The sequence below is a fragment of the Gordonia sp. NPDC003504 genome (assembly GCF_053587995.1).
In genome coordinates, this window is the sequence record NZ_JBSFPC010000008.1 from 114,383 (window position 1) to 129,255 (window position 14,873).

Consider the following 14,873-nt stretch of genomic DNA (forward strand, 5'->3'; position numbering starts at 1 on the left):
GTGCCGGATGTCCAAGCAACGTGTGAGTGCGTCGTGCACGCATGGTGCTCCGGAGTTACACATCACTTTCGAATTCAGAAGGGATCCACCCACGTGGCTGCCACCCAGGAACAACTCATCGCCGGCATCGCCGAAATCATCGAGGAAGTGACCGGCATCGAGCCGTCCGAGGTGACGATGGACAAGTCGTTCGTCGATGACCTGGACATCGACTCGCTGTCGATGGTCGAGATCGCCGTGCAGACCGAGGACAAGTACGGCGTGAAGATCCCCGATGAGGACCTCGCGGGCCTGCGCACCGTCGGCGACGCCGTCGGCTACATCCAGAAGCTCGAGGCCGAGAACCCCGAAGCCGCTGCTGCCATCCAGGCCCAGATCGAGGCAGAACAGAACTCGTGAGCTCGCCTTCCCTCCGCGAGTACTCCACGCTGGGCGGGAACTTCCCGAGTGTGGTGGTCACCTCGATGGTGGCCACCACCTCCCTCGGCGTCGACCTCGACTCGACCTGGCAGGGTCTCCTCGACGGCAAGACCGGCATCCGGGAGCTGACCGACGACTTCGTCACGAAGTACGGCGAACTCCCCTGCCGCGTCGGTGGACGGCTGCTGGCCGATCCCGCCGAGGAGGTCACCCGCGTCGAGGCACGCCGCATGGCCTACGTCGAGCGCATCGCACACGTCATGAGCAAGCGCCTGTGGGCGCACGCCGGTGAACCCGAGGTCGATCCGGAACGCCTGGCCGTCGTGCTCGGCACCGGTCAGGGTGGCGGTGACGCCATGGTCGACGCGGTCAAGGCCATCGAGGAATCCGGCAATTACCGCAAGGTCTCCCCGCTGGCCGTCTCGATGGCCATGCCCAACGGACCTGCTGCCGTCGTCGGACTCAACGTCGGTGCCCGCGCCGGCGTGATCACGCCCGTCTCCGCCTGCTCGTCGGGTGCCGAGGCCATCGCGCACGCGTGGCGCCACATCGTCATGGGTGACGCCGACATGGTGGTCACCGGTGGCGTGGAAGGTCACATCGATGCGATCCCGATCGCCGCGTTCTCCATGATGCGCGCGATGAGCACCCGCAACGACGACCCGGCCGCGGCCTCACGTCCATTCGATAAGGACCGGGACGGCTTCGTCTTCGGCGAGGCCGCCGCGATGCTGGTCCTCGAGCGCGAAGAGCACGCCAAGGCGCGCGGTGCGCACATCCACGCACGCGTCCTCGGTGCCGGGATCACCTCCGACGGTTTCCATCTCGTCGCCCCCGATCCCAGTGGTCAGGGCAACGCACGGGCGATGGCACGCGCCATCCAGACCGCCGGGTTGACCAAGAGCGACATCGCCCACGTCAATGCGCACGCCACCTCGACCCCGATCGGCGACACCGCCGAAGCGGTCGGCATCAAGGCGGCCATCGGCGATCACGCCGCGGTGTACGCCCCGAAGTCGGCACTGGGCCACTCCATCGGCGCCGTCGGTGCACTGGAGTCGGTGCTGACGATCAAGAGCGTCGAGGAGGGCATCATCCCGCCGACGCTCAACCTGGAGAATCAGGACCCCGAATGCGAGATCGACGTCGTACACGGTGAGGCCCGCAAGGGTCAGATCGATTACGCGTTGAACAACTCGTTCGGGTTCGGTGGACACAACGTGGCCATCGCCTTCGGGCGATACTGACGCCCACCTCTGTCCGACAGGAGACGACGCGTTGACCATATTGGCCCCCATCGACGGCCAATCGGGATCTGCCGATCCCCGCGACCCCGTGTTGCGGCTGACCACCTTCTTCGATGAGGGTTCGATGTCGCTGCTGCATCCCCGCGACAAGTCGGGTGTGCAGGCCGCCATCGGTCTGGTCCACGGCGTACGCACCGTCTCCTTCTGCACCGATGGCACCGTGATGGGCGGTGCCATGGGTGTGGTCGGATGTGCCCACATCGTCGGCGCCATCGACACCGCGATCACCGAACAGGCTCCGGTGGTGGGCATCTGGCATTCCGGCGGCGCCCGGCTCGCCGAGGGCGTCGAGGCACTGCACGCCGTCGGCGGGGTGTTCGAGGCGATGGTGCGCGCGTCCGGATACGTCCCGCAGATCTCCGTCGTCGTCGGTTTCGCCGCGGGTGGTGCGGCCTATGGTCCGGCGCTGACCGATGTCGTCATCATGGCCCCCGAGGGCCGCGTCTTCGTCACCGGTCCCGACGTGGTGCGCAGCGTCACCGGCGAGGACGTCGACATGGAAACCCTCGGCGGCCCACTGACTCACGGCAAACGCTCCGGTGTCAGCCACATCACCGCCGACTCCGAATCCGACGCCTACTGGCGGGCGCGGCGCCTGGTGGACACCTTCGCCGCCCAGGGCAGCATCGACCCCGCCCACGCACAAGCCCGCGACACCGACCTCAAAGCCCTTCTGCCCGAATCGAATCGGCGTGCCTACGACGTGCATCCGGTCATCGAGGCACTCCTCGACGGCGGGCTCGCCGCCGACGGCCGCACCGAGATCTCGAGTTTCGAAGAGCTGCAGGCCAAATGGGCACCCAACATCGTGATCGGATTCGGCCGGCTGGCCGGGCGCAGCGTCGGCGTCGTCGCCAACAATCCGCTGCGCATGGGCGGCTGTCTCAACTCCGAAAGCGCCGAGAAGGCGTCCCGCTTCGTCCGCCTCTGTGACGCCTTCGGCGTCCCGCTGGTGGTCATCACCGACGTCCCCGGCTACCTCCCCGGCGTCGGGCAGGAGTGGAACGGCGTGGTCCGCCGCGGCGCAAAACTGTTGCACGCCTTCGCCGAATGCACCGTCCCGCGCGTCACGCTGGTGACCCGCAAGATCTACGGCGGCGCCTACATCGCGATGAACTCCCGCGCCCTCGGCGCCACCGCGGTGTTCGCCTGGCCGGGCTCCGAGGTCGCCGTGATGGGCGCGAAGGCCGCCGTCGGCATCCTGCACAAGAAGGCCCTCGCTGCCGCACCCGATCACGAACGTGACGCCCTGCACGATCGTCTCGCCACCGAACACGAGGCACTCGCCGGCGGCGTCGGCCGAGCGCAGTCCATCGGCGTCGTCGACGAGGTGATCGACCCCGCCCGCACCCGCAGCATCATCGCCGATGCTCTCGCGGCCGCGCCGGCACGACGCGGGCGGCACAAGAACATTCCGCTGTAGCGCCCGGCACACAGATGGGTCCACGCAGATAGGTCCAAGTACCCAAAAACGCTGCGATGGCGCCGATTTCACGCGCGTCCGATTCCGCTGGGCCTACACTGGACCCAGATGAGCACCACCCGAGGCAACAACATGTCAACGACGACACCCGCCCGTATTCGCACCCTGACGGCGATCGTGGCGTGCCTGTCGGCGGCACTCGTCGCGTTGTCCCCGGCTCCGCAGGCTCACGCCACCTCGCCCACTCCCCCGCTGGTGGGTGCCGGTCTCATCATCGCCGGCACCCCGGAGCCCGACCAGGTGGTCTATTGCGTCCTCGCCGGCGCCGGACACGACAGCACCGGGCAACAACTCGCATTCACCGCGGGCCACTGCGCCGGCCTGGGGTCGACCGTCCGCGCCATCGACCAGACCGCGGAGCTCGGCACCGTGATCGCACGGCGGGTTCCCGGTACGCAGGTCACCGAGATCGATCAACTCGACTACGCCCTGATCCGCCTGCATCCGGGTGTGCGCGTGGGCCCGGTCCCCGGTTCACCGATCCATCCCACCCGGATCGGTGCACCACACCTCGGCGAGATCGCCTGCAAATACGGTCCCGGAGTGATCTTCCCGGGTGAACGGTGTGGGGTGATCGATCGGGTCAGCGCGGTCGAGTTCGACACCTTCGCCTTCGCGATCTACGGCGACTCCGGCAGCCCGGTGTACAACCCTTCGCACACCCTGATCGGCATTCTCTCGCGTCCGTGGTCGGTACCGATGCTCTCCACCACGACGGTGACCCGTATCGACGCCGCGGTCCGCCATGCCCGCACCAGTGGCGCCCTCGTCGGCCAGTTCACGCCGCGGGCGTAGTCACGGCACCCACCAACACATTTCGGCCCCGGGCAATCCATCCCGGGACCGAAACATGGTGTCCTCGTCGGTGTTCGAAGATCAGCCGTTCGAAGCTCAGCCCACCCGCTGCGCCAGCCAGGTGACCTCGGCGCCGTAGCCGCCCATCCGGTAGTTTTCCAGGGCGTTGTCCCACGCGGTGCCGAGCGCCGACTCGATCTCGCCGGCCAGGCCGGCGCTGTCGGGTTGCGACTCGATCATGGCGCGCAGTTGGGTCTCACCGATGATCACGTCACCGTTGGCGCTCATCGAACCGCGCCACAGACCCAATCCGGGCACGTAGCAGAAGCGTTCGCCGTCGACGCCCTCACTGGCGTTCTCGGTCACCTCGAAGCGCAGCGCCGACCACTCGCGCAGCGCGGTCACCAGACGCGCGCCGGTACCGACCGGGCCCGCCCAGTCGACAGTGGCACGCTGCAGACCGGGCTCGGCGTCCTGTGCCGACCACTTCAGGTTCGCGCGTGCATTCAGGGTCGACGACAGAGCCCACTCCACATGCGGGCACAGCGCCACCGGCGCCGAGTGGATGTACACCACTCCTGTCGTCATGTCCGCAAACTGATTCAGATTGCGCACCTTGTTCACCTCCGGTTGTCGACGAGGAACGTCTTCCCCAACACACCTCGCAACACCGGATATCACAGTTCTGCGTTCAATTGTGCCTGACGATGCACGTGTTGCGCTAGTTCCTGGTGATAATTCGTGCGTTCAATGTGGTCAACGAGACGCCCGTAGTTCGGCGACGACGGCGTCGTTGAACTCGCTCCACAGCGGTTTCGCCCAGGTGCCGAACGGCCGGTCGGTGAGCACAACGCACGCCGCATCGAGGTCGGGATCGACCCACAGGAAGGTTCCCGACTGACCGAAATGACCGAACGTGGACGGCGAGTTGGTCGTCCCGGTCCAGTGCGGCGACTTGTGGGACCGGATCTCGAACCCGAGTCCCCAGTCGTTGGGCCGGTGCTTTCCGTATCCCGGGACGAAGCCGTCGAGACCGGGGAACCACACCGACGTCGCCGACGCCGACAACTCCGTCGAGATCAGTCGCGGCGACAGCAGGTCGGCGGCGAACACGCCGAGGTCGGCCGCCGTCGAGGTTGCCCCGTGGCCGGCCGGACCCACCAGCGCGGTCGCCGACAAGCCCAACGGCGCGCACACCGCGTCGGCGAGGTAGTCGGCGAACGCGATGTCGGTCGCCTGTTCGACGGTCTCGGCGAGCACCTCGAAGCCGGCGCTGGAGTAGATCCGGGCGGTGCCCACCGGCGCCTGCACCTCGCGACCGTCGAACGCCAGCCCCGAGGCGTGGGCGAGCAGGTGTGCGACGGTGGCGCCGGGTGGTCCGGCGGCGTCGTCGAGTTCGACGGCGCCCTCTTCGACCGCGACGAGAACCGCCTCGGCCACCAGGAGTTTGGTGACCGAGGCGAGTTCGTAGACGCGGTGCGTGTCGCCGTACTCGGCGACTATCCGGTTTCCGCTGACACAGGCCGCCGACACGTGGTCGACCGGCCACTGCGCGAGGGCATCGAGTGCTGACACATCACGCAGCGTACGCGGATCGACTCACCGATCCTCGTCGGTGTAGCGGATGACGCCACGAATGTTCTTGCCGTCCAGCATGTCCTGATAGCCCTGGTTGATCTGATCCAGACGGTACTGCCGGGTGATCATGTCCTCGATGTTGAGCTTGCCCAGCCGGTACATCGACAACAGCTGCGGGATGTCGAGCTTCGGGTTCGCGCCACCGAAGATGGTGCCCTGCAGGTTCTTCTGCAACAGGGTCAGCATCGCGAGGTTGAGGGTCACGTCGGATTCGAGCATGTTGCCCATGCCGGTCAGGACGCAGGTACCACCCTTGGCGGTGATCCCCATCCACGAGTCCACATCCTTGCCGTGCACCTCGCCGACGGTGACGATCACCTTGTGTGCCATGTGGCCGTAGGTGATCTCGGCGATCGCCGGGGCGGCCTCCTCGACCGAGGCGAATGTCTTTGTGGCACCGAACTTCATCGCCTGTTCGCGCTTCCACTCGACCGGGTCAATCGCGAAGACGTTGCGCGCGCCGGAGATGACCGCACCCTGCAACGCCGCGGTTCCGACGCCGCCGACGCCGACGATGGCGACGTCCTCGCCGGGACGCACATCGCCACTGCGGGTCGACGAGCCGTAGCCGGTCGGGATACCGCACCCGACGAGCGCGGCGACCTCGAAGGGGATCGACTTGTCGATCTTGACCGCCGATGCCTCGTGAACCACCATGTACGGCGCAAACGTCCCCAGCAGCGTCATCGGGTAGACGTTCTCACCCTGGGCCGTGTGGATGCGGAAGGTGTTGTCGGAGACAGCTTCTCCCTGTAGGAGCATGGCACCCATATCGCACAGGTTGGCCATCCCCGACTTACAGGACGGGCATTTGCCGCAGGACGGGATGAACGACAGAACGACGTGGTCGCCGACCTCGAAGTCGGTGACGCCCTCACCGATCTCCTCGACGACACCGGAGCCCTCGTGGCCGCCGAGGATCGGGAAACCCGCCATCGGGATTCCGCCGGTCATCAGGTGATGATCGGAGTGGCACATTCCGGCCGCTTCCATCCGGATCTTGATCTCGTGTGCCTTCGGATCGCCGATCTCGATCTCTTCGATCCCCCACGGCTTGTTGAGTTCGCGCAGCAGCGCGCCCTTGGTCTTCAACGTGAACCTCCACTCGTGACCGGCCCGGAACGCCACTGCCGGCCACGTCAGACGCGACCGGGGCGGATTCCTCACCAGCAGAACCAGGCAGCGTGACCCGTGTCACGCCTCCGGTCAGAATTGTAACGTGTTTCAGTTTTGGTGTGTAACGTGTTGCAGTTTTTCTCCGTGCGCACCGCGTCCACCGACGCCGACAGCCGCGGCACACCCCTCCCGACCAGGAGGGAACGCGGTGCCGCGGCTGTCGTCGCCGATGTCGATCCGGATCAGTCGGAGAGTCCGGCGTCCTTGCTGCCGTAGCTCGACCGCAGGGTCGGCTTGATGACCTTGCCACCGGCGTTGCGGGGCAGCTCGTCGACGATGACCAGGTCCTTGGGATGCTTGAACCGGGCCAGGTTCTCGTTCAGGTACGGCTCGAGATCGGTCAGCGTGAGGTCGTCGACGCCTTCGGCGAGCACCACGACGGCCACCGGGACCTCGCCCCACTTCTCGTGTGCCCGACCGATGATCGCGGCCTCGGCGATCTTGTCGTGGCCGAACAGCGCGTTCTCGACCTCGGCGCAGTAGATGTTCTCGCCGCCGGAGATGATCATGTCCTTGGCGCGGTCGACGACGTAGAGGAAGCCCTCCTCGTCCTGACGGACCAGGTCGCCGGAGTGGAACCAGCCACCGTGGAACGCGTCGGCGGTGCCCTGCGGGTTCTGCCAGTAGCCCTTCATCATGTTGGGTCCGCGGTAGACGATCTCGCCGACCTCGCCGGGGGCGACGTCGTTCATCTCCGGATCGACGACGCGCGCGGTCACCGCCGGGACCACCTTGCCGATCGATCCCAGCTTGCGCAACGCGTCACGACCCTCGAGCACGCAGGTGATCGGCGACATCTCGGTCTGACCGAACACCGCGACGTTGAGCGCCTCGGGGAAGGTCTCGTTCATCGCGTTCAGGACCGAGTCCGACGCGGGTGCGGCACCCCAGCTGATCACGCGCAGCTTGAGGTCACGCGGACGTGCCTGCTGCGCGGCGCAGACGGCCTGCCACTGCGCGGGCACCAGGAAGATGGAGGTGGTGCCCTCCTTCTCCAAGGTGTCGAGCATGTCGTTGGGGTCGAACGCACCGAGCGGGTGGATGACCGACAGCGCACCCATGTAGATCAGCGGTGCCATCGCACCGAGACCGGCGATGTGGAACATCGGTGCCACACACGAGCCGATGTCGTCGGTCCGGGTGTGCAGCGCCTGCAGACAGGTCACCGCCTGCGCCTGCAGGTTCTGGTGGGTCAGCATGGCGCCCTTGGGCTTTCCGGTGGTGCCGGAGGTGTACATGATGAGCGCGATGGTCTCTTCGGGGACGTCGATCTCCGGGAGATCGGCGGAATCCTCGTTCGCCAGCGCCTCGAACGACAGATGCGCGTCGTTGGCGGTGTCGCCGACGACGATGATCTGCTCGATGGCCCCGGTCGCGGCACCGACGGCGTCGGCCAGCGGCGCGAGCAGCGACTCGGTGACGATGACCTTCGCGCCGCTGTCACTGACGAGGAAGGAGATCTCGGCCGGGCTCATCCGCACGTTGACCGGCACCGGGATGGCCCCGATGAGGTTGGCGCCCATCACGGCCTCGACGTACTCGGTGCGGTTGAGCAGCACCAGCAGGATGCGGTCGCCGAAGCCGACGCCGCGGCGGCTCAACGCCGCCGCGAAGGAACGGGAGCGCTCGTCGAGTTGCTTCCAGGTGGTGACCTGGCCGAGGAACTTCAGCGCGGCCCCGTCCGGGTTCATCGCGGCATGGCGCTTGACCTGGTTGTTCCAGTGATTGCGACGTGACCGCAGCGGCTCGGTGGTCAGGTCCTGGTCGTTGTCGAGGGTGGCAGTCATCGGCGATGGCTCCTTCATGCTTGGCGAGCAACGGGGCTCGGTTGTCGATCGAACGGGGCGTGTCGGGGTCAGACGCCGTGGGCGTCCAACCGGGAGTCAGTGACGCGCGGCGGCGAATGCCGCGAGCGCCGCGGAGAATTCGGGAGATTGGAGCAAGGTGGCCTGGCCGTCCAGTTCGCGGGCGAGTGCCGCTTCGAATCCGGCCATCGTATGTGCGTCGAGCGCCGCCTTGGTCAGCCGCAGGGCGGTCGGCGAGGCGGCAGCGAGTTTGGCGACCACGGCGCCGACGGTCTCGTCCAGCACGTCCCGGTCGGCCACCACATCGGTGATCAGTCCCGCGTCGAATGCCGCAGGCGCACGCAGCTTTTCGCCGAGCAAGGCCATGGCATTGGCCCGTGCCCGCCCCACCGCGGCGGATACCAGCATCGACGCCCCGCCATCGGGCATGAGTCCGATGTTGATGAAGGCGAGCAGGAAATACGAGCGCGCGGTGGCATAGATCAGGTCGGCCGAGAGCGCCAACGAGGCACCGATACCGGCGGCCGCACCGTCCACCGCGGCCACCACCGGCACCGGAACCGCTCGCACGGCGCGGGCCAGGTCAGAACCGTTGGAGATGATGCCGCGCGCCTGAGCCTTGCTGAATCCGTCGATCGCCCCGCCCTCGGCCATCGACGTCACGTCGGCACCGGTGGAGAAACTGCCGCCGGCACCGTCGAGCACGACGACGCGCACCGCGTCGTCGGTGGCCCAGCGGTGCAACGTGTCGATGATCGTGGTGCTCGCCGCGGTGTCGAGTGCATTCATCCGCTCGGGGCGCGAGATCGTCAGTCTGCCGACGCCGTCGTCGTCCAGCGTGACCACGACACCGGTCGCCTCACCATCGTTGATGTTGTCGCCCACCACTCCCCTGACGTCGTTTCCCAACCCGCGTCAACACGGGTCACACAGCGCTCACCGTACACCATGGTGAGATCTGAATCACGAGAATATTGGTTAACATATATGATTGCTAGGGCCCGTTTGCCTGCAGTTTTTGCAACTTTGCCCGTCATTACGATGGTGAAGCGGGTCTCCGGCTACGCTGACCCGTGTGACCGTCCGCAGCTCTGTTGACTCCCCCGACGACCCGCGCCGGGCCGAGTCGGCGCAGCGCCGGGAGCGGGTACGCCGACCCGCCGATCGTCGACGTCACCTGATCGAGGTCGCCGCGCGCCGATTCAGCGAGGGGGGCTATCACGCGGTACGCCTCGACGACATCGCCGAGGCCGCGGGCGTCTCGGCGCCCGCACTCTATCGACACTTCCCGAACAAGTACGCCCTGTTCGCCGAGGCGACGTCGACGTTGGCGCAGCGTCTGGCCGATGCGATTGACGGCATCGACGTGAACACCGACGATCCGCCGACCGAACTGGCACGGTTGCTCGCCGCCATCGCGGCGACCGCCGTCGACAATCGCCGAACCGGTGGCCTCTACCGCTGGGAGTCGCGATATCTCCTCGGCGCGGACCGCGAGTACGTCCGCAGCGTGGTCATCAACCAGCACCGCCGCCTGCGCTGCGCCCTCGTCGGCGTGCGCGCCGACCTCGACCGCCACGATGCCGACCTGTTGACCGCGGCGATGACCAGTGTGGTGGCGAGCCCCGCCACCCACCGCGCGTCGCTGCCGGCCCGCGAGGTTGCGTCGCTCCTGCGCGACGCGGCGATGAGTCTGGTCGATCTGGATCTGCCCCGCCCGGCGAAGAGCGCCGGTCAACCGACCGGCCTCGCGCCGAGCGCCCGCCGCGAGACGATCCTCTCCCAATCGATCAACCTGTTCGCGGCGAACGGTTTTCACGATGTGACCATCGAGGACATCGGCCAGGCGTCCGGTGTCGGCGCGTCCGGTGTGTATCGCTACTTCCCGAGCAAGGTCGCGATCCTCGAGGCAACGTTCCTACGGGCACAGGACCGGACGGCCGCCATCATCGCCGACGCCCTCGCCGCCTCGCGCACCCCCCGCGAGGCGATCACCGAACTGGTGCGCCGATACGTCGATTTGTGTTGCAACAATCCACAACTCATCGCCGTATACGAGACGGAGGTGGGTCATCTCGGCACCGCGACCCGCACCACGCTGCGCCATCACCAGCGCCTCAATGTCGAGGAATGGGCGACGTGGGTGACCCGCGAGCGTCCGGACATCTCGGCCACCGCCGCCCGTTTCCTGGTGCATGCGGAACTGGCCGCCATCGCCGACCTGGTGCGCGACAACGCCGCGCCCGATGCCGACCGGATCACCGCGGTCGGAGTACGAATCCTGTTGGGGAAGAACTGAACTGGTGGCGATGCTAGTTGTCGACCTCGAAGCCGTCGAGCAGCCAACGACCGTCCTCACGGGTGAGGGTGACCAATGCCCGTGACTGATAGGTGATCCCGTCGGGCACCTGACTGGCCACCTCGGGTGAGGTCACCTTCTGATCGATCGAGACCAGCACCACCGCATGCGTATCGCTCATCGACTCGATCCCGGCATGGTCGACGGTGCCCGTCGACGCGGCCTTGGCGTTGGCATTGCCGGCACGGGCATCCTGTGACGACGCGATGAAATTCTTGGCGAATGCGGGCGTCGACACCTCCCGGATCCGGCGATCGAGATCGTTGTAATCGGCAGCGTCGTAGGTACTCAGCGACGCCGCGTACCGCTTGGCCGCGTCGATGACGGCGACGCGGTCGGCGTTCGACGGTCCCGCGGCGGCCGCCTGTTTCGCGTCGGCGAGTTGATAGGCCAGGACACCCGTGGCCACGGCCAACGCGATCACCACCGCAACCAGAGCTGCCACCAGCGCGAACAGCCGCCGGCTGCCCGCGACCTGCAGCTTCCGTCGGCGACGCCGCGGGCCGGATGACAACGAGCCGTCCATCTTGCGGGGAATCCGATCAGGATCGGTGACCTGGGACGACGCCTCGGCGGACGCGTCGCCGCCGGTCTCGTCCGTCGCGTCAGTATTCTTCAGGTCGACGGTGCGTCCTCGTCGCTTGTCGGCCTTGCGCTCGGCGTCGGCACGGATCTGTTCCCGGTTGCGCCGATTGGCGTCAAGGAAACTCTGACCGTCCAGCGGGGTCACATCGTCGTCGGCGGTATCGGTGGCCGACGCTCGCCCTTCGGTGTCGCGGGACTCTGTTTCCGACGGCTGCGCGTCGGGGTCGATGGCGGCTGGGTCAATGGCGGCTGGGTCGATGGCGGCTGGGTCAATGGCGGCTGGGTCGATGGCATCGGGGGCGATCGCGTCATTCAGTGCGTCAGGGTCACCGGCGGGGCTCGGCCGTCGGGGCGCAGGCGCGGACTTGGGCATGGCCACCAATGTAGCGACTGCGGCTGTGGCGCCGATCACCACTAGTGATATCACATGTATGTGATGCGATGGGAGATCCGGCGTGACGCGGTGTCCCACACCCCCCTGATCACCGCGACCGCCCATCAGAAGTTCGCCGACGAGCAGCTCAAGAAGGAGTGCTCAGCGCGGGCGCGACGGGGATTCTCTGTCGATCTCGGTGTCGGAACCCCGACTCGGACACGCCAACCTGACGTGCGGCGCCGAGACGGTCGACGGCGGCTGGATCATCAACGGCCAGAAGAGCTGGTGTACCAACGCCCACTTCGCCACATCGATCCTGCTGATCGCCCGCTGCCCCGCGAGGCGCCGATGGCCGAGTTTGAAGGTCACCGAGACGTAGCGTATGACCATCGAAGCCGCGCAGATGATGGGCGGTTACGGCTACGCAACAGAGTTCGCCGCGGAACACCTCGTGCGTGGCGCAATCATCTCGACGGTCTACGGTGACACCAATGAACTCCAGCGCGACATCATCGGCAAGACCTTCGGACCCTGAGCGTCCGAAGGCAGCCGCAGGCAGGACCGACCGGTCCCGCCTGCGGCGCCGACCACAGTTGTCCGAAGAGGTGGCGGCCCATCTCCGTCATCTGATCATGACCGCCGACTTCCGACCCGGCGAGTTCATCCGTCTGGACGAGACCGCCGAACGGCTCGGCGTCAGCGTCACCCCGGTCCGCGAGGCACTGCTCACCCTCCGCGGCGAAGGGATGGTCAGCCTCGAACCGCACCGAGGCTACCGGGTGTCCGATCTCGGCCGCATCGACGTCGACGACCTGTTCTGGCTGCAGGGCGAGATCGCCGTCAAACTCGCCCTACGCACCGCCGAGGTGATCACCGAGGAACAACTCGCCGAACTCGAGTGGTGCAACCGCACTCTCCGCGAGGCCGTCGACGCCGGCGACACCGCAGCGGTCACCGACGCCGAGTTCGAGTTCCACCGCACCCACAACCTGATCGCGGCCGGCAAGAAACTCGCCTGGTTCCTGTTGTCGGCGACGCGGTACACCCCGACCCAGCTTTACGCCTCCGATCACGAATGGGGTGAGGTCGCCGTCGACAGCCACGACCGACTTCTGACTGCCTACCGATCGGGCGACCACGACGAGATCATCACCCAGACCCGCCGTCAGTTCATCGACGGTGCGGCGCGTCTCGTCAAACACCTTGAGCAGACCGGCATCTGGAACTGATTACGCTTCAGCCGCGGATGTGGGCGGGTATGGGAGAACTCGGCGATTCGGAAAGCTCGGTGCTCTGAAGAACTCCTGCTCTGAAGAACTCCTTCCCACCAGGGCCCGCATTCGCCGCGACCGAGGACACGATGGCGATCAGACCGGGATCGGGATCACCAGACCCTTCAGCGCCACGTCGGGGCTCGCCGCCCCGATCGGGTCGATGGTGTGCCCGTTCCCGAGTGCGCGTTTGGCCGCCATGTGCTCACGCGGGTTGTTCACCGTGTCCGCGGCGATCAGGGCACCGTCTCGGTAGTAGAGCACGGTCATGCGATCCTCGGCACGACGAACCACAAGCTGGTCATACCCGTCGGAGATCCCGGCGATCTGTATCTTCAGCTCACCCTGATTCGACCAGAACCACGGCACGCCCGCCGGTTCCGGGGGTAGGCCGAGGAGGCTGCGCGCCGCGGCCTTGCCTTGAACCACCGCATTGTTCACCGACTCCACCCCCAGCACCCGGTCGGCGTCGTACGGGTGCGGTCCCACCGCGCAGTCCCCGGCCGCCACGACGCCCGGGTGGCTGGTGCGCGCCCACGCATCAACAACGATGCCACCGTCGCACGTCAACCTCAGGTCCTGCGCGATTCCGATGGTCGGGATCGCACCGACCCCGACCACCACGAGATCGGCGGGCAGAACCCGGCCGTCCGCCAGCACCACCTCGCGGACCCGGCCGGCGTCGCCGCGCACCTCGCTCACCCCGGTTTCCAGGAGGACGGTGATGCCCTGCGCGCGGTGATGATCGGCGACGAAGGTGGACACCGGCCCGGCGACCACCCTCGCCATGATGCGATCTGCCGCCTCCACCACGGTGACGTCGGCGCCTCCCGCCCGAGCGGTCGCGGCCACCTCCAGGCCGATGAAACCACCCCCGACCACGACCACATCGCGCGCGGTCCCCAGGCCGACCCGCAACGCCTGGGCGTCGTCGAGCGTGCGCAGGTTGTACACCCCCCCCAGATCACTGCCGGGTACCGGGAGCTGTCGCGGCACCGAGCCGGTCGTCAGCGCGAGTCCACTGAAGACGATGTCGCTGCCGTCGTCCAGAACGGCAACACCTCCGGCCTCCTCGAGAGCGATCCGACAGACGCGTCGTCCGGCCACCAGGTCGATGCGCTGCTCGGCGAAGAACTCCGGCGAGCGCAATTCGAGGCCGGCCGGATCGGCGTCGGTCTTCAGAAATTCCTTCGACAGCGGCGGCCGCTGATAGGGCGGCCGCGCCTCGTCCCCGACGATGACCACCTCGCCGGCAAAACCCAACTGCCGCAGTGTAACCGCCACACTCAGACCTGCCTCGCCACCACCGACGATCAGGATGCGCTCGGTCATTGCTCGGGCGCGATCGTCAGGACGAGTCCGTCGAGTTCGTCGGTCATGCGGATCTGGCAGGACAGCCGGCTGCAACCGGTGGCCGGCGTGGCGGCGTCTTCGAGCATCTCTTCCTCGAAATCCTCAGCGGGACCGGTACGTTCGAGCTGGACGGCGTCGACGAACACGTGGCAGGTGGCACACGACAGGCCGCCACCGCATTCGCCGACGATGCCGGGCACGCCGAATTTGACCGCGGCCTCCATCGCCGACGCACCGAGTTTCGCCTCCACATCGTGTGAGGTTCCGTCGGGACTGATAAACGTGATGGTGGGCATCAGATCTCC

14 protein-coding genes and 1 pseudogene are annotated in these 14,873 nt (G+C 67.0%); 7 read left to right on the top strand and 8 right to left on the bottom strand.

Going from position 1 to position 14,873, the window contains the following annotated elements; translation table 11 throughout:
- Positions 1 to 93 precede the first annotated feature (93 nt).
- The 4 genes from acpM (at position 94) to ACWDPV_RS15885 (ending at position 4,005) form a co-directional block, all read left to right on the top strand.
- Positions 94 to 399, top strand: coding sequence for a meromycolate extension acyl carrier protein AcpM (gene acpM / locus ACWDPV_RS15870; protein WP_348804192.1), 306 nt, complete (start codon positions 94 to 96; stop codon positions 397 to 399).
- Positions 396 to 1,667 carry a KasA/KasB family beta-ketoacyl-ACP synthase gene (locus ACWDPV_RS15875; protein WP_348804193.1) on the top strand — a complete coding sequence of 424 codons (1,272 nt, stop codon included), beginning with the start codon at positions 396 to 398 and terminating at the stop codon, positions 1,665 to 1,667. The genes acpM and ACWDPV_RS15875 overlap by 4 nt, the downstream gene beginning before the upstream one ends.
- 31 nt (positions 1,668 to 1,698) lie before the next feature.
- Positions 1,699 to 3,150 carry an acyl-CoA carboxylase subunit beta gene (locus ACWDPV_RS15880; protein ID WP_348808009.1) on the top strand — a complete coding sequence of 484 codons (1,452 nt, stop codon included), beginning with the start codon at positions 1,699 to 1,701 and terminating at the stop codon, positions 3,148 to 3,150.
- A 108-nt stretch (positions 3,151 to 3,258) separates the two neighbouring features.
- Positions 3,259 to 4,005, top strand: a complete 747-nt coding sequence (locus tag ACWDPV_RS15885) for a chymotrypsin family serine protease (protein ID WP_348808008.1) — start codon at positions 3,259 to 3,261, stop codon at positions 4,003 to 4,005.
- Positions 4,006 to 4,101: 96 nt separating this feature from the next.
- Here the strand turns inward: ACWDPV_RS15885 and ACWDPV_RS15890 are convergent, their stop codons facing one another.
- The 5 genes from ACWDPV_RS15890 to ACWDPV_RS15910 all read right to left on the bottom strand — a co-directional run bounded on the left by ACWDPV_RS15890 (position 4,102) and on the right by ACWDPV_RS15910 (position 9,512).
- On the bottom strand, positions 4,102 to 4,620 hold the full coding sequence (locus ACWDPV_RS15890) for a DUF3145 domain-containing protein (protein WP_348804196.1): 519 nt from the start codon (positions 4,618 to 4,620) through the stop codon (positions 4,102 to 4,104).
- Between the two features lie 141 nt (positions 4,621 to 4,761).
- On the bottom strand, positions 4,762 to 5,580 hold the full coding sequence (locus ACWDPV_RS15895; protein WP_449743774.1) for a serine hydrolase domain-containing protein: 819 nt from the start codon (positions 5,578 to 5,580) through the stop codon (positions 4,762 to 4,764).
- Positions 5,581 to 5,604: 24 nt separating this feature from the next.
- Positions 5,605 to 6,735 carry an NDMA-dependent alcohol dehydrogenase gene (locus ACWDPV_RS15900; protein WP_449743775.1) on the bottom strand — a complete coding sequence of 377 codons (1,131 nt, stop codon included), beginning with the start codon at positions 6,733 to 6,735 and terminating at the stop codon, positions 5,605 to 5,607.
- A 266-nt stretch (positions 6,736 to 7,001) separates the two neighbouring features.
- Positions 7,002 to 8,606 (bottom strand): fatty-acid--CoA ligase FadD5, encoded by a 1,605-nt coding sequence (gene fadD5 / locus ACWDPV_RS15905; protein ID WP_449743776.1) that lies wholly within the window; start codon positions 8,604 to 8,606, stop codon positions 7,002 to 7,004.
- A 96-nt stretch (positions 8,607 to 8,702) separates the two neighbouring features.
- Complete coding sequence (locus ACWDPV_RS15910) at positions 8,703 to 9,512, bottom strand: enoyl-CoA hydratase-related protein (protein WP_449743885.1); 810 nt, start codon at positions 9,510 to 9,512, stop codon at positions 8,703 to 8,705.
- A gap of 187 nt (positions 9,513 to 9,699) precedes the next feature.
- Here ACWDPV_RS15910 and ACWDPV_RS15915 point away from each other — a divergent pair, with 187 nt between their 5' ends.
- Positions 9,700 to 10,923: a TetR/AcrR family transcriptional regulator gene (locus ACWDPV_RS15915; RefSeq protein WP_449743777.1), complete on the top strand. Its 1,224-nt coding sequence runs from the start codon at positions 9,700 to 9,702 to the stop codon at positions 10,921 to 10,923.
- Between the two features lie 13 nt (positions 10,924 to 10,936).
- Here the strand turns inward: ACWDPV_RS15915 and ACWDPV_RS15920 are convergent, their stop codons facing one another.
- A complete protein-coding gene (locus ACWDPV_RS15920; protein ID WP_449743778.1) occupies positions 10,937 to 11,941 on the bottom strand; it encodes a hypothetical protein in 1,005 nt (334 codons plus the stop codon).
- Positions 11,942 to 12,046: 105 nt separating this feature from the next.
- On the opposite strand from ACWDPV_RS15920, the pseudogene ACWDPV_RS15925 reads away from it, so the two are divergent.
- A pseudogene (locus ACWDPV_RS15925) lies at positions 12,047 to 12,479 on the top strand (acyl-CoA dehydrogenase family protein); the annotation flags it as partial.
- Positions 12,436 to 13,173 carry a GntR family transcriptional regulator gene (locus ACWDPV_RS15930; protein WP_449743779.1) on the top strand — a complete coding sequence of 246 codons (738 nt, stop codon included), beginning with the start codon at positions 12,436 to 12,438 and terminating at the stop codon, positions 13,171 to 13,173. The pseudogene ACWDPV_RS15925 and the gene ACWDPV_RS15930, both read left to right, overlap by 44 nt.
- A 138-nt stretch (positions 13,174 to 13,311) precedes the next feature.
- On the opposite strand, the gene ACWDPV_RS15935 is transcribed toward ACWDPV_RS15930, so the two are convergent.
- Positions 13,312 to 14,547, bottom strand: a complete 1,236-nt coding sequence (locus tag ACWDPV_RS15935) for an NAD(P)/FAD-dependent oxidoreductase (RefSeq protein WP_449743780.1) — start codon at positions 14,545 to 14,547, stop codon at positions 13,312 to 13,314.
- Entirely contained in the window at positions 14,544 to 14,864 is a 321-nt protein-coding gene (locus ACWDPV_RS15940) for a 2Fe-2S iron-sulfur cluster-binding protein (RefSeq protein ID WP_449743781.1), read from the bottom strand. Before ACWDPV_RS15940 ends, ACWDPV_RS15935 begins: the two co-directional genes overlap by 4 nt.
- Positions 14,865 to 14,873 lie beyond the last annotated feature (9 nt).